This is a genomic window from Pseudonocardia sp. NPDC046786, from assembly GCF_040645415.1.
Taxonomy (GTDB): domain Bacteria; phylum Actinomycetota; class Actinomycetes; order Mycobacteriales; family Pseudonocardiaceae; genus Pseudonocardia; species Pseudonocardia kongjuensis.
This window is the reverse complement of the sequence record NZ_JBEYYF010000005.1, coordinates 285,366-305,108: the sequence shown is the minus strand read 5'-3', so window position 1 is coordinate 305,108 and position 19,743 is coordinate 285,366. Positions and strand designations below refer to the sequence as shown.

Annotated in this window: 17 protein-coding genes; 6 read left to right on the top strand and 11 right to left on the bottom strand. The window is 74.6% G+C overall.

Annotation, left to right across the window (positions count from 1 at the left end; all coding sequences use genetic code 11):
* Nucleotides 1-49: 49 nt before the first annotated feature.
* The gene (locus tag ABZ881_RS08885; protein ID WP_358483049.1) at nucleotides 50-787 is read left to right on the top strand and encodes a TetR/AcrR family transcriptional regulator; all 738 of its coding nucleotides are present in this window, start codon (nucleotides 50-52) and stop codon (nucleotides 785-787) included.
* Between the two features lie 39 nt (nucleotides 788-826).
* Nucleotides 827-2,350 (top strand): CoA-acylating methylmalonate-semialdehyde dehydrogenase, encoded by a 1,524-nt coding sequence (locus tag ABZ881_RS08880; protein ID WP_358483047.1) that lies wholly within the window; start codon nucleotides 827-829, stop codon nucleotides 2,348-2,350.
* Between the two features lie 12 nt (nucleotides 2,351-2,362).
* Here the strand turns inward: ABZ881_RS08880 and ABZ881_RS08875 are convergent, their stop codons facing one another.
* The 7 genes from ABZ881_RS08875 to ABZ881_RS08845 all read right to left on the bottom strand — a co-directional run bounded on the left by ABZ881_RS08875 (nucleotide 2,363) and on the right by ABZ881_RS08845 (nucleotide 11,142).
* Nucleotides 2,363-3,112 carry a GntR family transcriptional regulator gene (locus tag ABZ881_RS08875; protein WP_358483045.1) on the bottom strand — a complete coding sequence of 250 codons (750 nt, stop codon included), beginning with the start codon at nucleotides 3,110-3,112 and terminating at the stop codon, nucleotides 2,363-2,365.
* Between the two features lie 38 nt (nucleotides 3,113-3,150).
* The gene (locus ABZ881_RS08870) at nucleotides 3,151-4,566 is read right to left on the bottom strand and encodes an amidase (protein WP_358483044.1); all 1,416 of its coding nucleotides are present in this window, start codon (nucleotides 4,564-4,566) and stop codon (nucleotides 3,151-3,153) included.
* Complete coding sequence (locus ABZ881_RS08865; protein WP_358483042.1) at nucleotides 4,563-6,353, bottom strand: ABC transporter ATP-binding protein; 1,791 nt, start codon at nucleotides 6,351-6,353, stop codon at nucleotides 4,563-4,565. The genes ABZ881_RS08870 and ABZ881_RS08865 overlap by 4 nt, the downstream gene beginning before the upstream one ends.
* Nucleotides 6,350-7,204 (bottom strand): ABC transporter permease, encoded by an 855-nt coding sequence (locus ABZ881_RS08860; RefSeq protein ID WP_358483040.1) that lies wholly within the window; start codon nucleotides 7,202-7,204, stop codon nucleotides 6,350-6,352. Before ABZ881_RS08860 ends, ABZ881_RS08865 begins: the two co-directional genes overlap by 4 nt.
* The gene (locus ABZ881_RS08855) at nucleotides 7,201-8,148 is read right to left on the bottom strand and encodes an ABC transporter permease (RefSeq protein WP_358483038.1); all 948 of its coding nucleotides are present in this window, start codon (nucleotides 8,146-8,148) and stop codon (nucleotides 7,201-7,203) included. The genes ABZ881_RS08860 and ABZ881_RS08855 overlap by 4 nt, the downstream gene beginning before the upstream one ends.
* 16 nt (nucleotides 8,149-8,164) lie before the next feature.
* Complete coding sequence (locus tag ABZ881_RS08850; RefSeq protein WP_358483036.1) at nucleotides 8,165-9,682, bottom strand: ABC transporter substrate-binding protein; 1,518 nt, start codon at nucleotides 9,680-9,682, stop codon at nucleotides 8,165-8,167.
* Nucleotides 9,683-10,434: 752 nt separating this feature from the next.
* On the bottom strand, nucleotides 10,435-11,142 hold the full coding sequence (locus ABZ881_RS08845) for a helix-turn-helix domain-containing protein (RefSeq protein ID WP_358483034.1): 708 nt from the start codon (nucleotides 11,140-11,142) through the stop codon (nucleotides 10,435-10,437).
* A 147-nt stretch (nucleotides 11,143-11,289) separates the two neighbouring features.
* Between ABZ881_RS08845 and ABZ881_RS08840 the strand changes: the two genes are divergently transcribed.
* The 4 genes from ABZ881_RS08840 to ABZ881_RS08825 are packed head-to-tail and all read left to right on the top strand — an operon-like array spanning nucleotide 11,290 to nucleotide 15,932.
* Nucleotides 11,290-12,867, top strand: a complete 1,578-nt coding sequence (locus ABZ881_RS08840; protein ID WP_358483032.1) for an ABC transporter substrate-binding protein — start codon at nucleotides 11,290-11,292, stop codon at nucleotides 12,865-12,867.
* Complete coding sequence (locus tag ABZ881_RS08835) at nucleotides 12,864-14,198, top strand: hypothetical protein (RefSeq protein WP_358483030.1); 1,335 nt, start codon at nucleotides 12,864-12,866, stop codon at nucleotides 14,196-14,198. Before ABZ881_RS08840 ends, ABZ881_RS08835 begins: the two co-directional genes overlap by 4 nt.
* A gap of 4 nt (nucleotides 14,199-14,202) precedes the next feature.
* The gene (locus ABZ881_RS08830; protein WP_358483028.1) at nucleotides 14,203-15,141 is read left to right on the top strand and encodes an ABC transporter permease; all 939 of its coding nucleotides are present in this window, start codon (nucleotides 14,203-14,205) and stop codon (nucleotides 15,139-15,141) included.
* The gene (locus tag ABZ881_RS08825; RefSeq protein ID WP_358483027.1) at nucleotides 15,138-15,932 is read left to right on the top strand and encodes an ABC transporter permease; all 795 of its coding nucleotides are present in this window, start codon (nucleotides 15,138-15,140) and stop codon (nucleotides 15,930-15,932) included. The genes ABZ881_RS08830 and ABZ881_RS08825 overlap by 4 nt, the downstream gene beginning before the upstream one ends.
* Before the next feature lie 41 nt (nucleotides 15,933-15,973).
* Here the strand turns inward: ABZ881_RS08825 and ABZ881_RS08820 are convergent, their stop codons facing one another.
* The 4 genes from ABZ881_RS08820 to ABZ881_RS08805 all read right to left on the bottom strand — a co-directional run bounded on the left by ABZ881_RS08820 (nucleotide 15,974) and on the right by ABZ881_RS08805 (nucleotide 19,661).
* The gene (locus ABZ881_RS08820; protein ID WP_358483025.1) at nucleotides 15,974-16,174 is read right to left on the bottom strand and encodes a tautomerase family protein; all 201 of its coding nucleotides are present in this window, start codon (nucleotides 16,172-16,174) and stop codon (nucleotides 15,974-15,976) included.
* A 5-nt stretch (nucleotides 16,175-16,179) separates the two neighbouring features.
* Nucleotides 16,180-17,811 (bottom strand): MFS transporter, encoded by a 1,632-nt coding sequence (locus ABZ881_RS08815; protein WP_358483023.1) that lies wholly within the window; start codon nucleotides 17,809-17,811, stop codon nucleotides 16,180-16,182.
* 150 nt (nucleotides 17,812-17,961) lie between these two features.
* The gene (locus tag ABZ881_RS08810; RefSeq protein WP_358483021.1) at nucleotides 17,962-18,780 is read right to left on the bottom strand and encodes an alpha/beta fold hydrolase; all 819 of its coding nucleotides are present in this window, start codon (nucleotides 18,778-18,780) and stop codon (nucleotides 17,962-17,964) included.
* Entirely contained in the window at nucleotides 18,777-19,661 is an 885-nt protein-coding gene (locus ABZ881_RS08805; protein WP_358483020.1) for an alpha/beta hydrolase, read from the bottom strand. Before ABZ881_RS08805 ends, ABZ881_RS08810 begins: the two co-directional genes overlap by 4 nt.
* Nucleotides 19,662-19,743: the final 82 nt, after the last annotated feature.

Genomic DNA, 19,743 nt, shown 5'->3' with positions numbered 1-19,743 from the left:
CGTCCGCGGACGCGCAGGCCCGGCACCGGGGGCCACGTACAGTGACGGGGTGGTTGATGGGCGTGTTGGGAACACGCGGGACCGGCTCCTGCGGGCCGCCGCCGATCTCATCGCGGCCGCCCCCGGCGAGCCGGTGCCGCTGCGGGCGATCTGCGACGCCGCCGGGGTCCGGCTGCCGACGCTGTACCACTTCTTCGGCAGCAAGGACGGCCTGCTCGACGCCGTCGTCGAGCACGGGTTCGATCAGTACCTGGAGCTGAAGGGGTCCCGCGAGTCGACCGGCGACCCGATCCGGGACATCCGCGACGGGTGGGACGCGCACGTCGCGTTCGGCCTGGCCAATCCCGGTTTCTACGCGTTGATGTACGGCCAGGTGACGCCGGGCCGGCGGCCTGCGGCGCAGGACCGGACGAACGCGATCCTGCTGGAGCTGACACGGGAGGCGCAGCGGCGCGGGCGGCTCGTGACGACCCCGGAGCGGGCGGCCGGGCACGTGCTGGCCGCGAACGTCGGGGTCACGCTGCACCAGATCACCGGCTCCCCCGATCCGGACCTGTCCGCGGACGTCCGGGACGCGACGCTGGAGGCGATCACGGGCGGCCGGCCGGGACGCAGGCCCGACGCCGGGCGGTCACCGGCGGAGGCGGCCGCGGCGGTGCTGGCCGGTCTGCCGGACGACAACACGGCGCTGGACGCGCCGGAGACGGTGCTGCTGAAGAAGTGGCTGGCGGCCGTCGTCCGTGACGGGACGGAGTGTTCTGCGGGGGCTCCGAACGATACGGACTGACGATGCCGGGGGTGATCGTCGGCGGGCCACCCTTGCCGCATGACGAGTCCGGTGAGCAGTCCAGCGAAGATCGACGTCGTGCCGCACTGGGTGGGTGGCCGGGCGGTGCCGGGTTCCGGAGAGCGTTACGGTGAGGTGACGGATCCGGCGACCGGCGAGGTGGCCCGGCGGGTGGCGTTCGCGGAGCCGGCGGACGTGGAGTCGGCGGTGGCGGCGGCGACGGCGGCGTTCCCCGCCTGGCGCGACACCAGCCTGACCCGCCGCACCCAGATCCTGTTCCGCTTCCGCGAACTACTCAACCACCGCGCACCCGAACTCGCCGCACTCATCACCGCCGAACACGGCAAAGTCCTCACCGACGCCGCCGGCGAAGTAGCCCGCGGCCAGGAAGTCGTCGAATTCGCCTGCGGCGCACCCCACCTACTCACCGGCTCCGCCACCGAGAACGCCTCCACCGGCATCGACGTCCACTCCATCCACCAGCCACTCGGCCCCGTCGCCATCATCTCCCCGTTCAACTTCCCGGCCATGGTCCCGATGTGGTTCTTCCCCATCGCCATCGCCACCGGCAACACCGTCGTGCTCAAACCCTCCGAGAAGGTCCCCTCCGCCGCGAACCGGATCGCCGAACTCTGGGCCGAAGCCGGCCTGCCCGACGGCGTGTTCAACGTCGTGCACGGCGACAAGACCGCCGTCGACACCCTGCTCACCCACCCCGACATCAAAGCGATCAGCTTCGTCGGATCCACCCCCGTCGCCCGCCACATCTACGAGACCGGCACCGCCCACGGCAAACGGGTCCAGGCACTCGGCGGCGCCAAGAACCACATGGTCGTCCTCCCCGACGCCGACCTCGACCACGCCGCCGACCAGGCCGTGAACGCCGGCTACGGCTCCGCCGGCGAACGCTGCATGGCCATCTCCGCACTCGTCGCCGTCGGCGACATCGCCGACGACCTGGTCGACCGGATCGCCCAACGCACCCGCGCCCTACGCACCGGCGACGGGCGCCGCAACACCTCCGACATGGGACCCCTGGTCACCCGCGCCGCGCAGCAACGGGTCACCAGCTACATCGACGCCGGACAGGCCGCGGGAGCCACCGTCGTCGTCGACGGACGCACCAGCAGCATCGACGCCGACGGGAACGGCTTCTTCGTCGGACCCACCCTCCTCGACCACGTCACCACCGACATGACCGTCTACACCGACGAAATCTTCGGCCCCGTCCTCTCCGTACTCCGCGTCGACACCTACCCCGACGCCGTCGAACTCATCAACACCAACCCCTACGGCAACGGCACCGCACTGTTCACCCGCAGTGGCACCGCCGCCCGACGCTTCCAGAACGAAATCGAAGTCGGCATGATCGGCATCAACGTCCCCGTCCCCGTCCCCATGGCCTACTACAGCTTCGGCGGCTGGAAGAACTCACTGTTCGGCGACACCCACGCCCACGGCACCCACGGCGTGCACTTCTACACCCGCACCAAAGTCGTCACCACCCGCTGGCCCGACACCACCGCCGGCGGCGTCGACCTCGGATTCCCGACGAACGCCTGACCGGCGGGATCATCAGGTCCCCTCGGCGAGCAGCGCCAGCTGGTTCCGTTCGTCGGGATCGAGGTGCCCGGCGTAGTAGGCCCGGATCCCGAGGGTGACCTCGCGGGCGGCGGCGCGGCCGTCCCGGTCGGCGATGGCGTCGAGCACGGCGGTGGCGTACCCCTCGCTGGCGCGCAATCGTCGCCGGACGTCGGGTTCGTCGGCGAGCCTGCGGTCGATCAGGGTACGGACGACCCCGGCCAGCACCCCGCCGGTGACGGCGACGAGCTGGTTGTGCGAGGCCCGCCGGATGGCGGCCTGGAAGCTGTCGGCGGCGGCACCGAAGCCGCCGTCGGCGCGGTCGGCGGCGGCCCGCAGCTCGCGGTGCGCGGCCCGGATGTCGCGCAGGTCGTCGTCGGTGCGGTTGTGCGCGGCGAGCAGCGAGCCGTTGGCCTCGATGACGATCCGGAACTGCAGGATCTCCACCCGGGACATGGTGTCGACGCCGGCGAGGCGGGTGAGCGACTTCTCGAACACGGCCGGGGAGTAGGCGAGGATCTCGGGGCCGCGCGGGTCGCCGGGGTGCGCGGCGACGACGCCGGTGGCCTGCAGCACCCGCATCGCCTCGCGGACGGTGGGGCGGCTGACGCCGAACTGCTCCATCAGCCTGCGCTCGCTGGGCAGCCGGTCGCCGGGGCGCAGCCGGCCGTCGTCGACGGCGCGCTCGATCTGCTCGACGATCGCCTCGTGCGCGCTCTGCCGGCCGATCGCCTGGAACTCCACGCGGGCTCTTCCCTCCGGGACGTGATCGACGCACCAGCCTAGTGCGCGCGCGGGCGGGTCCGCTCGTACCAGCGGGCGACCCGCAGCAGCTCGACGTCGGCGAACCGGCGGCCGGCGAGCTGCAGGCCGATCGGCCGTCCGTCGGAGGTGGAGCCGGCGTCGACGGTGGCGGCCGGCTGCTCGGAGAAGTTGTAGGGGGCGGTGTAGGCGATGTGGTCGAGCGCGGTGACCGGGTCGTCGGTGGGGCCGTGCTGCTCGGCCGGGAACGCGGCGACCGGGGCGACCGGGGACAGCACGACGTCGACGGTGTGGGTGGCGGTGATCGTGGCCGCCCGGATCCGATGGACGGCGTGGTAGGCCTCGAACACGTCGGGCCCGCGCAGGTCCGCGGCGGCCGCCGCCCACTCCCGGATGTAGGGCAGCACGGCGTCGCGGCGGTGCGGCGGGAGCGCGACCAGATCGGCCCAGGACCGGGCGCGCAGGAACATGTCGAGCTGGTGCAGCAGCTCGGGGGTGAGGAACGGATCGACCGGCACGATCTGCGCCCCGGCCCGCGCGAACAGCTCGGCGGCGGCGCGGACGGTGGCCGCGACCTCCGGATCGGTGGGCAGGCCGCACCCGGCGTCCGGGTGCAGTCCGATCCGCAGGGCGCCGATCGCGTCGTCGGTCATCGGGTCCGCGCTCACCCGCTCCCAGGAGGCGTCCGGCAGCGCCAGCCAGGTCGGGTCCCGGTACGCCGGATCGGGCCGGGCGAGCACCTGCATGGCGAGCGCGACGTCGTCGACGGAGCGGGCCAGCGGTCCGAGCGCCCGCCCCAGATAGGGCGGGTCGACCGGGACGATGCCGTAGCTGGGTTTCAGCGACACCAGCCCGGTCCACGACGCGGGCAGCCGGATCGAGCCGCCGATGTCGCTGCCGACGTGCAGCGGGCCGAACCCGGCGGCGGCCGCGGCGGCAGCGCCGCCGCTGGACCCGCCGACCGTCCACGCCGGGTCCAGCGGGCTGCGGGTGATCCCGTGCAGGCCGGACACCCCGGACGAGAGCATGCCCAGCTCGGACATGACGGTGCTGCCCAGCCGGATCGCGCCCTCGGCGGCGGTGCTCGCCGCGGCGGGCCCGTCCTCGGTGGCGGGTTCGGCGTCGGCGAATGCGGCCGAGCCGGACGGCCGCGGATGCCCGACGGCGGCGATGTTCTCCTTCAGGGTGACCGGGACGCCGTCGAGCAGCCCGGCCCTGCCCTGCGCCCAGCGGACGCCCGCGGCATCGGCGGCGGCGAGAACGTCCGCGGCGGGTTCCCGGCGGGCGAACGCGCCGAGCCCGGGCTCGCGCCGGTCGATGCGGTCCTGCACGGCGCGCAGCACCTCGGCGGGGCTGAACTCGCCGGCCGCGTACCCGGCGCGCAGCCGGGTCGCGGTCAGGGCAGTGAGCTCGGTGTCGGTCAGCGCGCTCGTCACGCCGGGTCTCCCTTCGTGCGGCCGGCCAGGGCCTCGCGCAGTCGCGGTGTGGCCGCGACCAGGCGCCGGGTGAACGGGTGCTGCGGGTCGGTGTAGACGTCGGCGGTGGGCCCGGCCTCCACGATCCGGCCCTGGTTCATCACGGCGACGGTGTCGCAGACGTGCCGGACGACGGCCAGATCGTGCGAGATCAGCACGACGGTCAGCCGGTACTCCTGGGCCAGGTCGGTGATCAGGTTGAGCACCTGGGCGCGAACGGACACGTCGAGCGCGCTGACCGGTTCGTCGGCGACCAGGATCCGCGGGCGGGTGATCAGGGCGCGGGCGATCGCGATCCGCTGCCGCTGGCCGCCGGAGAACTGATGCGGGTAGCGGTCGAGGGCGGCGGCGTCGAGGCCGACCGACTCCAGCAGCCGGGCCACCCGGTCCCGGATCTGCGCGCGGTCCCCGCGCAGCACCGGCTCGGCGACGATGTCGCGCACCCGCATCCGCGGGTCGAGCGAGCCCATCGGATCCTGGAACACGATGGAGACGGCGCCCCGGACCCGGCGCAGGGTGTCCCGGCCCGGGTCCGTCAGGTCGTCGCCGGCCAGCTGCAACGACCCGGAGGTGGGCCGGTCCAGCCCGCAGAGCTGCCGGATCAGGGTCGACTTGCCGGAGCCGGACTCGCCGACGATCCCGAGCGCCTGCCCCTCGACGACGTCGAACCCGACGCCGCGCAGCGCGTCCACCGGCCGGCTGCGGCGCAGCACCGACGCGCCGGCGCGGCGGTAGGTGCGGGTGAGGTCACGGGCCCGGATGAGCGCCGGGTGCTCGGGGTCGCCGGCCTCGTTGAACACCGGTGGCGGGCCGTCCTCGGGCAGGACCAGGTGCGCGGCCGGGCCGCCGGGGCGGGACGGGCCGGTCGGCGGCACCGGCGTGCCCGGGTCGTACCGCACCGGCGTGCTCGTCGTGGTGCGCAGCCGGCCGTGCTCGTCGAACACCGACAGGTCGGCGGCGGCGAGCAGCGCCCGCGTGTAGGGATGGCTCGGAGCCGTGAACACCTCGTCGACCGGCCCCTGCTCGACGACCCGGCCGTCCTGCATGACGGCCACCCGGTCGGTGACCGACGCGACCACCGCCAGATCGTGGCTGATGAACAGCAGCGCGGTCCCGCGCTCCCGGGCCAGTTCGGTGATCAGCTCCAGCACCTGCCCCTGGACGGTCACGTCGAGCGCGGTGGTCGGCTCGTCGCACACCAGCAGCGCCGGGGCGTTGGCCATCGCGATGGCCAGCACCACCCGCTGCCGCTGCCCGCCGGAGAGCTGGTGCGGGTAGGCCCGCGCCGCCTGCTCCGGATCGGGCATCCGGACCCGTTCCAGCAGCTCCACCGCGGCCGTCGCGGCGGCCGACCGGCCGGGCACCGTCCGGTGCTCCAGCAGCACCTCGGCGATCTGCGCGCCGACCCGCATCAGCGGGTTCAGCGCGGTCATCGGCTCCTGGAACACCATCGACGCGGTACGGCCGCGGGCCCGGCACAGGGCGGCCTCCCCGGCGTCGAGCAGGTTGCCGTCGACCCCGGCCAGCTCGACCGTCCCGGTCGCCCGCAGCGACTCGTCGAGCAGCCCGAGCGCCGCGTACGCGGTGAGCGACTTGCCGCTGCCGGACTCCCCGATCAACCCGAGCCGCTCCCCCGGGGCCAGCTCCAGGTCGACGCCGTGCACCAGCGTCCGCCCGCCGGCGTGCACGTCCAGGTTCGCCAGGCGCAGCGCCGGGGCGGTGACGGTCGTCGCTGTGGGGGCACTCATCGGCCCGCCTCCATCCGGGGGTCGAGATGGTCGCGCAGACCGTCGCCGAACAGGTTCAGCCCGAGCACGGTGAGCGCGATCGCCAGGCCCGGCCACACCACCAGGTGCGGCGCGGACGCCAGGTAGCTCTGGCTCTCCTGCAGCATCCGGCCCCAGGACGGGGTGGGCGGCACGGTGCCGAAGCCGAGATAGGACAGCGCCGCCTCGGAGAGCACCGCGATCGCGAACGCCACCGAGGACTGCACGATCACCAGGCCGGAGATGTTGGGCAGCACGTGCCGGACGGCGACGAACAGCCTGCCCCGCCCGGCGGCCCGGGCTGCGGTGACGTACTCCTGGCTCATCACCTGCAGCGTCCCGCTGCGCGACACCCTGGCGAACGACGGTGCGGCGCCGATCCCGAGCGCGATCATCGCGGTGCCGACGCCCGCGCCGAACACCGCGCCCAGCACGATCGCGAGCAGCAGCGCGGGGAAGGCCAGCGCGACGTCGTTGACCCGCATCAGGAACTGGTCGGCGCGGCCGCCGCTCATCCCGGCGCAGACACCGACCGGGACGCCGATCAGCACCGCCACCGCCACCGCGACGACGCCGACCAGCAGGCTGATCCGGGCGCCGTACATGAGCAGGCTGAGCACGTCCCGGCCGTACGGGTCGGTGCCCAGCAGGTAGCCGTCGCCGGGGCCGAGCAGCCGGTCCGCGGCGACGACCGGCAGCGGATCGTGCGGCGTCCACACCAGCGAGACGAGCGCGGCCAGCACGACCAGCGCGACCAGCCCCCCGCCGACGAGGATGCCGGTGTTCGGGCGCCGCGCGGCCGTGGCCGGGGCGGTGCGCTGCGGTCCGGTCACGAGGCCTCCCGGAGTCGGGGGTCGACGGAGGTCTGCACGAGATCGACCACCAGGTTGATGAGCAGCACCGCAAACACCAGGACCAGCACGATCCCCTGGACGGCGATCATGTCCCGGGTGGCGACCCGCTCCAGCAGCATGCTGCCGAGCCCATTGATCACGAAGACCCGTTCGATCACGACCGCGCCGATCAGCATCACGCCCAGCTGCACGCCGCCGACGGTGAGCACCGGGACCGCGGCGTTGCGCAGCCCGTGCCGCCGCAGCGCCCGCGCCGGGGACAGCCCCTTGGCCCGGGCGGTGCGCATCCAGTCCTCGCGCATCACGTCGAGCACCGCGGAGCGCACGTACCGGGCCAGCACCGCGCCCTGCACCGAGCCCAGCGCGAGTGCCGGGAGCACCAGGTGCCCGAGCAGCGTGCCGAACCCGTCGCCGGTGCGGTACCAGCCGCCGGCCGGGAACCAGCGCAGCTGCACCGCGAACACGGTGATCAGCAGCAGCCCGGCCAGGAAGCCGGGGATCGCGATCCCGACCTGGCTCGAACCGCTGAGCAGCGCGCCGAGCGGCCGTCGCTGGTGGGTCGCGGCGAGCACACCCAGCGGGACGGCGACGACGACCGCGACGGCCATTCCGGAACCGATCAGCACCGCCGTCGTCGCCAGCCGGGAGCCCAGCTCGGCGCCGACCGGCGTGCCGGTGACCGCGGAGGTGCCGAAGTCGCCCTGCACCAGCCCGCCCAGCCACTGCAGGTACTGCGCGGCGAGCGGCCGGTCCAGGCCCATCTCGGCGCGCTGGGCGGCCAGCTCGTCCGGGGAGGCGCCGAGCCCGAGTGCGACCTCGGCGGGATCGCCGGGGAGCACCGACAGCAACCCGAAGATCACCGCCGAGGCGGCGAGGACGGTGCCCGCGAACACCAGCAGCCGCCGCGTCATCGAAACGATCATGTTCCGCTCCCCCGGGTCAGCCGCGCGCGACGCGGGTGAGGTCGATGGACTCCGACGTCGAGTTCACCGGCAGGCCGGTGACGTCGCTGCGGTGCGCGGTCAGCCAGGGCGTCAGGTACAGGAACCCGGCGGCGGCGCGATCGGAGATGCGCTCGGCGTAGGCGCGCATCCGGTCCGGGTACTCCTCGGCCGGGCCGCTGCGCGCCTGCTCCAGCATGTCGTCGGCGACCGGGTCCTGGTAGCCGAAGTAGTAGTCCGGATTGGCGAACTGCCCGATGTCCCACGGCTCGGCGTGGTTGATGATCGCCAGCTGGTAGTCCTTGCGGCTGAACACCTCGTCCAGCCAGACCGCCGGGAACTCACGGATCCGCAGGTCGACGGTCAGCCCGACGCGGGTGAGATCGGACTGCACGACTTGGGCCGCGGCCACGTACTGGGGCAGGTTCGGCACCGTGAAGCCGATCTCGGCGCCGGTCAGCCCGGCCTCGGCGAGCAGCTGCGCGGCGCGCTCCGGATCGTGCGGGTGGGGATCGGGCCGGTCGTCGTACCAGGGATCGGTGGGCGGGACCATGGAGGTGATCGCGGTGCCGCGGCCGTCCGCCGCGACCTCGCGGACGGCGTCGTCGTCGACGGCGTGCCGGATCGCACGGCGCACCCGCTCGTCGTCGAACGGGGCGGTGGCGTTGTTCATCGCCAGCACCACCTCGCCGTTGGTGGTGCCCTCGGTGACGCCGAACTCCGGATCGCCCTCGAGCTGCTCCAGCAGCTGCGGCGCGGTCAGCCCGACGACCGCGTCCGCGCTGCCGCTGAGCAGCGCGTTGACCTGCGCCGTCGGGTCGCTGTAGTAGGCGAGGGTGAGCCGGTCGGCCGGCGGCGGGCCCGCCCAGTGGTCGTCGTTGGCGACCAGGCGCATCTCGAAGCTCTGTGCGTAGCCCTCGACCCGGTACGGCCCGGTGCCGACGGCGCTGGTCGCCAGCTCGTCCACCGCGCCCGGGGTGAAGATCGCACCGGCCGGGCCGGCCAGGTTGCGGAGCAGGTCGTTGTCCGGTTCGGACAGCTCCACCACCACCTCGCGCGGCGACAGCACCCGGGTCCCGGAGATCGACGACAGGGACCGCGCGCTGGCCGTCGTCCACTCGTCGAGCCGGTCGAAGCTGAACGCGACGTCGTCGGCGGTCATCGGGGTCCCGTCGGAGAAGCGGACGCCCTCGCGCAGCCGGAACGTGTAACCGAGCCCGTCCGGCGCCGCGGTCCAGGACTCGGCGAGCAGCGGCACCACGCGGGCGTCGTCGTCGATCTTCACCAGCCCCTCGTAGACGTTGTAGAGCAGGGCCTGCGGGATCGCGACGCCCGCGCTGCGGGTGAAGTCGAGGTTCGTCGGCGACGTGCCGAGGGCGATCGTGATCTCCCCGTCGGCGGACCGGGACGCCGGCGGGCCGGCCGCACAGCCGGTCAGGATCACCGCCGTGACCAGCGCCAGGGCCACGACCGGCAGACGTCGGCGGGCCCGCGTCGGGCGCGCGATGGGCGGCATGCGACCCCCTCGTCAGGTGCTACTGGCTAGGCCAGTAAATCGGAGCGGTGGGTATGCGACAAGAGCCGGACCGGAGCCGTTGCACCGCCGTCACGTCGCTGAAACGGGTGGGGTGCGGCGGGGTGGGAGTGGGGGTGCGGGGCGCGCGGGGCGCAGCGCGGTACGGCGCGCAGCGCGGTGTGGGGCGCGGCGCGATGTGCGGCGCGGCGCGATGTGCGGCGCGGTGTGGCGTGGGGCGCGGCGCGGTGTGGGGCGCGGCGCGATGTGCGGACGCGATGCGGGGCGCGGCACGGCGCGGCACGGCGCGATGCGGGGCGCGGCACGGCACGGCACGGCACGGCACGGCGCGATGCGGGGCGCGGCACGGCGCGGCACGGCACGGCACGGCGCGATGCGGGGCGGGGCGAGCGAGGCGCGGTGCGGTGCGGACGGGTGCGCGGCGCGGACGGCGCGAGGCGCGTCGCGGAGCGGATCGCTGCGCCACCCGCCACACTCGCAACACTTCGCACCCCGCGACTCGCCGAGATGCAGCTCAGCGGGCCGCGAAGATCAACAATTCCCGCTCATCTGCATCTCGGCGAGCGACGGGGGGCGACGTGGCCCGGCGGTCCCGGGGAGAGCGCGGGAGCGGGGCGGAACGCGGCATGAGGCGGAGTGGCGCGACACGGAGTGCACACAACACGCTACGGAGCGGCGCGGGCCGGCACGGCGTGGCGTGGCGTGGCGTGGGCACGACACACCCCAGGCGCAGCTCAGCGCGCCCGACGCTCCGCAGCCGGGAGCTCCTCCCGGTAGATGCTGTAGCGGACCGCGGCCCCCGCCTCACGCAGCGCCGGGACGAGCCGCTGCCAGGCCACCCCGGCCGGCCCGGTCAGGGTCAGCGCCGAGACGACGGCGCCGGCCGGGTTCGCGATCCCCACCGACATCGACGTCGTGCCGGCCGGACCGGTGCGGCCGACGGACAGGCCGTGCCTGCGGATCTCGCGCAGCGGCTCGGGCAGATCGTCCGCGGATCCGCCGAAGGCGGCGAGCAGCCGGGCGGCGGGATCGTCGCCGGTGAGCCGGTCGCCCTCCTGGACGGCGCCGGGCGGCACCCGTCCGCCGGGCGCGGCGGTGCTCACCACGAGTGCGCTGTCCTGGTCGAGCACCGAGAGGTGCACGCCGCGCCCGGTCTCGGTGGCGAGATCGCGCAGCAGCCGGGAGCTGTCCCGCTGGATCCGCCGGACGCACGGCGCGGAGCTGCCGACCGCCCACACCCGGGTGGCGATCCGGTAGCGGCCGTCGTCGAGCTGCTCGACGCCACCCCATTCGACCAGCTCGCGGACCATCCGCCAGGCGGTGGCCAGCGGCAGTCCGGTGCTCTCGGCGATCTGGCTGACCTGCAGCGGGCCGCGGGCCCGTTCGATCGCCCCGAGCACCGACAGCACCCGGGAGGCGACGCTGCTCCGTGGCTCGGCCATCCGCGGTCCCTCCCCTGCCGTGACGCGCCGTCGTGCAGCGATCCGCGTCACCCGCGAGCTTTCCGATGGCTGGAAGCGGGTGCCCGTCGCGGCAGCCCGACCGGGTGACGCTAGCGGCCCCGATCCCCGACGACAACAGGAACGCCGATGCAGATCCTCTCCCGCGCCGCAGCCGTGCTGGCCTGCGGTGCCGTGCTGGCCGGCTGCGGTGGCGGCGCCGCCGCGGACCCGGCCCGCGCCGACGTCCTCACCGCCGGGCTCAGTGCCCCGGTCGACTGCCTCGACCCGCACCAGACGCCGCGCACCCCGAACCTGCAGGTCTCCCAGCAGCTCGTCGCGAGCCTCACCGACCAGGACCCGGCGACCGGCGAGATCGTGCCGTGGCTCGCCGAGTCCTGGACCGTCGACGACGACGCGACCGTCTTCACCTTCACGCTGCGCCCCGGCGCCACCTTCGCCGACGGCACCCCGGTGGACGCGGCAGCGGTCGTCGCGAACCTCGACGACGTCGCGGAGCTGGGTGCCCGCTCCCCGCTCGGTGCGACCTACCTGGCCGGGTACGAGGGTGCGACGGTCACCGGCGAGCGCGAGGTGCAGGTGCGGTTCTCTGCACCGAGCGCCCAGTTCCTGCAGGCCACGTCCACGGTCACGCTCGGCCTGCTGGCGCCGGCCACGCTCGACGCGGACCCGGACGGCCGCTGTGCCGGCGAGCTGACCGGCTCCGGACCGTACACACTGGACACGATCGTGCTGAACGAGGAGATCCGGCTCGCCGCCCGGGCGGACTACACATGGCCGTCGGCGGTGTCGACGCACAGCGGGCCGCCCCGGGTGGGCTCGCTCGTCTTGGCCGTGACCACCGACGCCGGGGCCCGGCACGGCAGCCTGGTTTCCGGGCAGCTCGACGTCGACCTGCAGGTGCTCCCGCAGGACGAGCCGGCGCTCACCGGGGACGGCCCGTCGCTGCTGTCCGCGCCGCGCGCCGGGATCGTCTACACCCTGCTGCCCAACGAGTCCCGGCCGGTACTGGCCGATCCGGCGGTGCGCGGCGCGATCGGCGCCGCCGTCGACCGGGCCGCGCTGAGCCCGCTGCTGTCGGCCGGTGAGCGGCCCGCGACGAGTGTGATCGCGTCGACGACGCCGGGCTGGACGGACCGCTCCGACCTGCTGCGGCACGATCCGGCGGCGGCCGCGCGGCTGCTCGACGACGCCGGCTGGCGGCCGGGTGCGGACGGCATCCGGGAACGTGACGGCGAGCGTCTGGAGCTGGAGCTGGTCTACTCGGCGACCGAGCGCTACGGCTCGGTGTACGAGCTGGTCGCCCAGCAGCTCGCCGGGGTGGGGATCGCACTACGGCTGAGCCCGCTCGACGACGCGACGAACAACGCCCGTCAGTCCGCGGGCGACTACGATCTCGTCTCCTGGGCGGTGACCCGCGCCGATCCGTCGGTGCTGGCCAGCGTCTATCCGGTGCAGAGCGCGAACCCGCAGCGGCGCACCACCCCCGACGAGCTGGACGCGCAGGTCGCCACCATCTCCAGCACGCTGGACGACGACCGGCGCGCGGCCGCCGTCGACGCGGCGGTGGGCACGATCATCGGTGCGGGACACGGCGTCCCGCTGTTCGAGCAGGCCGCGTCGCTGGGCATCGCCCCGGGTGTCGACGGCGTGTGGCTGGACTCCGCGGGCCGGCCTCGCTTCGCGGACGCGCAGGTGCAGCGATGAGCGGCTGGAACGACTTCGGCCCCGGCCGCCCGGTCGGCGCCGCGGAGTTCGTCGCCGCCGCCGGGAACCTGCTCGGTGCGGCGCTGGCGGCGCTCGGCGAGGACGACGGGCCGGGCGCCCGCACCGATCTCGTCGACGGCCTGGCCGCGGTGCTCCGGCTGGACGGCCCGTACGCGACGCTGCGGATGGACACCGGACCGGCCGGGCAGCCGGCCCGCGCCGAGCTGGCGGCCTCGGCCGCGGCGGCGTCCGAGCTGGTGCTCGACCTGGTCGGCCGGGCCGTGCCGGAGGCACCGGCGCGGATCGACGACATCCACAGCTCGTGCGTCGGCTACGCCTGGACCCCTGCCGTCGTCGCGCTGCTGCTGGAGCGCCCTGGCCGGCACGCCGCCCGCAACCTCTACAACGAGTGGCTGTGGCAGCTCGTGCTGCTGCGCGACGTGCTGATCCCGTTCAGCACCCCGGAGCGGACCCGGGTGCACGCCGACGCCGACGGGCTCACCCGGCTGCAGGACGACCGGGACCGGTTCGTCGTGCAGCTGATGACCCGCCGGGTCGCGCACGCCGAGCTGGTCCGGTTCGCCGCGCGGGTGAGCGTGCCGGACGCCGCGGTCCCCGGGGCCGCGTTCGGCTTCCGGACCGGGGACGCGCTGGTACTGCCGCCGGTCGCGCTGGGCGGGCCGGTGCTCGGCCCGGCGCACCTGCTGGAGTGGCGCACCGGCGGGATCGACGGATTGCCGGACGGGGACACCGTCTTCTTCGTGCCCGCGGACGCCGCCGGCGACCGGTCCGGGCCGGACGCCGATCCGCGCGACCCCGGTGACGTCACGGTGGTGCCGATCCACGGGCGGCTGGTCGCCGGTGCGCCCGGTCCGGCCGGCGGGTACAGCCTGGACCTGGTCGTCAGGTTCGACGAGCACGAGTGGCGGGCCGACCTGGGCCGGGCGCTGGCCGGGCACCGCTACGCGATCCGGCCGACCGGTGGCGATGCAGCCGCAGCGGCCACGGAGGCCGGCGCCGGCACGGCCGGGACGGCCACCAGCAGCACAGCCGGGACAGCCACCAGCAGCACGGCCGGGACGGCCACCAGCAGCACAGCCGGGACAGCCACCAGCGGCACGGCCGATCCGGCCGCCTGGTCGGGCTGTGCGGTGCTGCGCCGCGACGGTGCGGTGGACCTGCCACCCGGCGGCGGCGTCGTCCCGACCGGCGGTCAGTGGGCGCTGACCCTGGCGCTGCTCGGCCGGCTGACGCCGGGCTCGGTGGTGCTGTGGCAGGGCCAGGACGTGTCGGCGGTGCCGGACGCCGTGCTGCTCGACCTGCGGGTGTGACGCGGTGGCACGGACGGGCTGGGTGCCGTTCGTCGGCGGCCGGCTGGGGCAGGCGGCGGGGGTGGTGTGGGCGGCGTACACGGTGGGATTCGCGCTGTTCCACCTGCTGCCGTCGGACCCGGTGCGGATCATGATCGGGCCGGAGACGGCGGTCGACGAGGCGCGGATCGAGGCATTGCGCGCCGAGCTGGGGCTGGACCGGCCGATCGGCCTGCGCTACCTGGACGGCCTGTGGTCGGCGCTGCACGGGGACCTGGGCACGTCGTTCCGCACCGGCCGCCCGGTGGCCGAGGCGATCGGCGAGGCGCTGCCGCGCACGCTGGCCCTGGCCGGTGCGGCGCTGGTGCCCGCGGTCGTCGTCGGGGTGCTGCTCGCCTGGTGTGCGGTGCTCACCCGCAGCGGCCGGGTGCGGGCCGTGCTGGCCGGGCAGCCCGGCCTGGCGCTGTCGGTGCCGACGTTCTGGCTCGGGCTGGTGCTGCTGCAGCTGTTCTCGTTCCGGTGGCCGCTGCTGCCCGCGCGCGGGGAGCACGGCTGGGAGTCGATGGTCCTGCCCGCCGCGACGCTCGCCGTCCCGGCGGGGGCGCTGCTGGCGCAGGTGCTGCTCGCCCGGCTGTCCGAGTCCTGGCGGGACCCGTACGTGACGACGGCCAGGGCGAAGGGCGTGTCGCGGCCGCTGGCGCTGACCGTGCACGCCCTGCCGAACGCGGTGATGCCCGCGCTGACGGTGCTCGCGCTGCTGGTCGGCTGGCTGCTGTCCGGCTCGGTGGTGGTGGAGACGGTGTTCGCGCGCAACGGGATCGGCCGGCTCGTGCACGCCTCGGTCGCCGCCCAGGACCTGCCGATGCTGCTGGGGCTGCTGGTGGTCGCGACGCTGGTGTTCGTCGCGGTCACGCTGGCGGTGGACCTGCTGCACCGGGCCCTCGATCCGCGCGCCGCCCGGTGAGCGCGCGTCGCGGGACCGGGTTCGCGGTCGCGGTGGCGACGCTGGCGATGGCCGCGACGGTGGCCGTCGCGCCGGGCCTGTTCACCTCGCGGGATCCGCTGCACGGCGAGCTCGCCGACCGGTTGCGGCCGCCGGACCTGCGGCATCCGTTCGGCACCGACGAGCTGGGCCGCGACGTGCTGGCCCGGGTGCTGCACGGGGCCGGACTCTCGCTGACCGCGGTGGTGATCGCGGTCGGGACGGCGCTGGTCGTCGGGGTGCTGGTCGGGGTGGTCGCCGGGTCGGGCCCGCGCCGGCTCGACGACGTGCTGATGCGCGGCGTCGAGGTGGTGCTGGCCGTCCCGTCGCTGCTGCTGGTGCTGTCGCTGGTGGCGGTGCTCGGGCCGGGCACGGTGAACATCGCGCTGGCGGTCGGGCTGACGTCGGCGGCCGGGTTCGCCCGGGTGATGCGGACCGAGGCGGTGCGGGTCCGGCGGCTGGACTACGTGGACGCGGCCCGCTCGTCCGGCACCAGGCGGGCCGCGGTGATCACCCGGCACGTGCTGCCGAACTCGGTCCGCCCGGTGCTGGCGCTGGCGACCGTCGAGCTCGGCAACGCGGTGCTGACAGTGGCGGCGCTGGGCTATCTCGGCTACGGTAACCCGCCGCCGACCCCGGAGTGGGGGTCGCTGATCGCGGCCGGCCAGGACTACCTGGCGAGCGCCTGGTGGCTGACCGTGCTGCCGGGGCTGGCCGTCGTCGCGGTGGTGGTGGCGGCCAACCACATCGGGCACCACCTGCGGGAACGGTGACGCGGGGCCCGGCCGGTGGGCCGGGCCCCGCGCCGCGGGGGTCAGTCCTGCCCGGCGCGCCGCTGCGCGACGGTCACCCCGCCGACCGTCCAGTGCGTCGGCGGGACCTCCCTGAGCAGCACCCGGACCGAACCGGGCGGCACGTCGAGGGCGGCGACGGCGGCGTCGTGCAGGGCGACCTGGAGGGCGTGCAGCACCTCGGGCCGGCGCCCGGCCAGCAGCGAGACGTCGATGACGGGCATCGCGGTCACCGCACCGGATCGGACTCGGTGACGGGTTCCTCGCCCGGGATGCGGACCGTCGTCAGGTCGGTGCCGCGGGTCTCGGGCAGCGTCACGACGAGCACGGCCAGGCCGAGCGCCATCGCGATCACCGGGTACCACAGCGCCGTCGAGGTGCTCCCCACCTCGGCGCCGATCGCGACCATCGTCGCCGGGAGCAGCCCGCCGAACACCCCGACGCCGAGCTGGTAGGGCAGGGCGAGCGCGGTGGCCCGGATCCGGGTCGGGAAGACCTCGGTCATCGTGGTGGCCGCGGGTCCCTGAGCCAGCTGCGCGAACAGCACGACGGTGAGCAGCAGCCCCATCACACCCAGCACCCGGACGTCGAACAGGTCCCCGAAGCCCTCGATCGCGATGACATCGGTGGCGCCGTCGACCGGGTAGCCGGCGTCGCCGAGCGCGCGGGTCAGGTCGTCGGTGAGGGTGGGTCCGCCGGCCACCGGGACGTCGTTCACCGTGACCACGGTCGGGCCGCCGGTGTCGACCAGGTCGAAGCGGACCGCGTTGGCCTGCAGCACCTCGCGGGCGCGGTCGCAGTCGGAGTCGAACGACGCCGTCCCGGCCGGGTTGAACTGGAACGCGCACTCGTCGGGATCGGCGCGCAGCAGCACCGACACCTCGCTCTGTGCGGTCGCGAGCTGCGGGTTGGCGACCGAGGTGAGCGCGCTGGTGATCGGGAACAGCAGGACCACGGCGAGGCCGAGCCCGGCGAACAGCACCGGCCGGCGGCCGACCTTGTCCGACAGCCGGCAGGCGGCGACGCAGAGGAAGAACCCGGCGAGCATGACGATCAGGAAGATCGTGTTGACGGTGAACGAGTCCACCGACAGGTTCGTGCGCATCGCGGTGAGCATGTAGACGGTCGACAGGTAACCGATGAACGCCTGCGAGGCGGCCATGACGAACACGATCGCGATCATGCGACGACGCGGGCGGGTGCCGAACGCCTCCCGCAGCGGCGCCTTCGCGGTGGTGCCCTCCTCCTTCATCCGGGTGAACAGCGGGCTCTCGTGGAGCTTGGACCGGATCCACACCGAGAGCGCCAGCGGAATGACCGAGATCAGGAACGGAATGCGCCATCCCCATTCCTCGAACGCGTCCCGGCCGATGATTCCCTCGACCGCCAGCTGCACGCCGACGGACAGGCTCAGGGCGAGTGCGGTGGTCCCGATGAGCCAGCCGAGGAAGAAGCCGCGGCGGTTACCGGGGGCGTGCTCGGCGACGTAGGTGACGGCCGCGCCGAACTCGCCGCTGACCGCGAGGCCCTGGATGATCCGGCAGGTGACGAGCAGGATCGGGGCCAGCACGCCGATCTGTTCGGAGGTGGGCAGCAGGCCGACGGCGACCGTGGCGACACCCATCATGACCAACGTGATCAGGAAGACGACCTTGCGCCCGACGACGTCGGTGAGCCGCGCGAAGATCACCGCGCCGATCGGCCGGACGATGAATCCGGCGGCGAAGGTGAGCAGCGCGAACACCGTCTGCGTCGCGGGCCCGTAGTCACCGAAGAACCGGCTGCCGATGATCGGCACCAGCGCTCCGTAGAGGAAGAAGTCGTAGTACTCGAACGCCGTCCCGGCCGAGGACGCGGCCACGACCTTACGTTGTTCCTTGTTCATCGGTGTCCCTTCACCAGTGCCTCGTCGCGAACCGACGGAGAGTGGGTGCGAGGAAGGTAGGAGCGCGGACCGTTGCGAGGATCCGTTCCGTTTCCGGCCACCGGAATGCGCGCGGAATTCGGCGGGTCACCCGCCGAGCAGGTCGGCGATCGCTGCCGGATGGGAGGCGAACAGGGCGTGCCCGGCGTCGAGGGTGTCGGTGCGGAACGCCGTCGCCGGGGCGGTCGCGTCGGCGTGGGAGATCATCAGGTCCTGCAGCCCGGGCGGTAGCGCCCGGTCGCGGGCCGCCCGCAGGTAGCGGCGCGGCACCGAGCCCCACCGGCCGGCGGTCGCGGCCGGATCGGTGCCGAGCAGGCAGAGCGGCTGGTCCGGGGTGAGCGCGTGGGCGAGCGCGTCGGCGTCGTCCAACCCGGTCAGGTAGGTCTCGCGCAGCTCGCGCCGGTAGCCGGGATCGGCGCGCCGGGGATCGATCCGGACCGCCCCGGTCGCCGCCGGGTCGCCCAGGTAGAGGCTCGCACCGGAGGCCGCGGTGGCCTCCGGCGTCGCCAGGTAGGCGCCCGCGGCGCCCAGCACGGTCGGCACGAACGCGGCCAGGTAGACGAGCTCGCCGACCAGACCGGGGGCGAGCTCCGCGGCCCGGGTGGCGACGACGCCGCCGATGCTGTGCGCCACCACGACCGGCCGCTCCTCCCCCGGCCGGTCGAGCCCGCGCAGCAGTCCGAGCAGGTCACTCGCCAGGTCGTCGAGGGTCAGCCCGGCGAGCGGGGACGGCGCGTCGGGCCAGCCGGGCCGGTCCGGGTAGCCGCTCGGGAACCGGGCCCGGGTGCCGTGCCCGGGCAGGTCCACCGCGATCGCGCGGTGCCCGCGGCAGGTGAGCTCGCGGGCCAGTCCGCAGAGGTGCCCGGCGCCGTGCCAGGCGCCGTGCACGAGCACGAAGGTCCTCACGCCGCCACCGCCGACCAGTGCGCGAGCAGCAGCGCGGCCAGCTCGGCCGGGCGTTCCTCGGGCAGGTAGTGCCCGCAGCCGGCGATCTCGCGGGTGCTCACCTGCTCGAACGCCTCGTCGACGGTGTCCCGCCAGCCCAGACCGACACCCTCCTGGGCGCCGACCAGCAGCACCGGCGCGGTGACCCGGCCCCGGGCCGCCAGCTCCCGGTTGTCGGCGATGTCGTCGGGCAGCGCCCGGTAGTGGCCCATCGCGCCGCGGATCCCGCCGGGTGCGGCGAGCGCGTCGGCGTAGTGGTCCAGGACGCCGTCGTCGATCGCGCCGGGCACGGCGAGCCCGATCGAGTCGCGCAGCAGGATGGCCCGCAGGTAGTCGCGTTCCCGTCCGGTGATCAGCAGCTCCGGCAGGTCGGGGACCATGTTGAAGCCGAAGTGCCACGATCCGCCGGTCAGCGGGTTCGCCGCGGCCAGGCTGTCGCCGAGCCCGGGCACGCCGGCCTCGACCAGCGCGACGCTGCGCACCGCGGCGGGACGGCGGGCGGCCAGCGGGTAGCAGACCTGACCGCCGACATCGTGCCCGGCGACGTCGTAGCGCGGGTACCCGAGCCGGGTCATCAGCGCGTGCATCCGGTCGGCGACCTCGGTCTTGCGGTAGCCGTCCGCGGGGCGCGAGCTGGCGCCGAACCCGGGCAGGTCGGGGACGACGACGGTGTGCCGGTCGGCGATCAGCGGCACCACCTTCCGCCACGCCGTGCCGGTCTGCGGCCAGCCGTGCAGCAGCAGCACCGGCGGCCCGGTCCCGGTCGTCCGGTACGCGATCACCGTTCCGTCCACCGTGGTCCGGTGGGTGTCCCGCTCGTCGTCGACGCCCATGAAGTTCATGGGCGGAACAGTGGCCGCTGCGCCGGCGACCGGCAGCGAGCCGTTTCCATTCACCGGAAGCGCCGCCTTCAGTGCCCGGCCG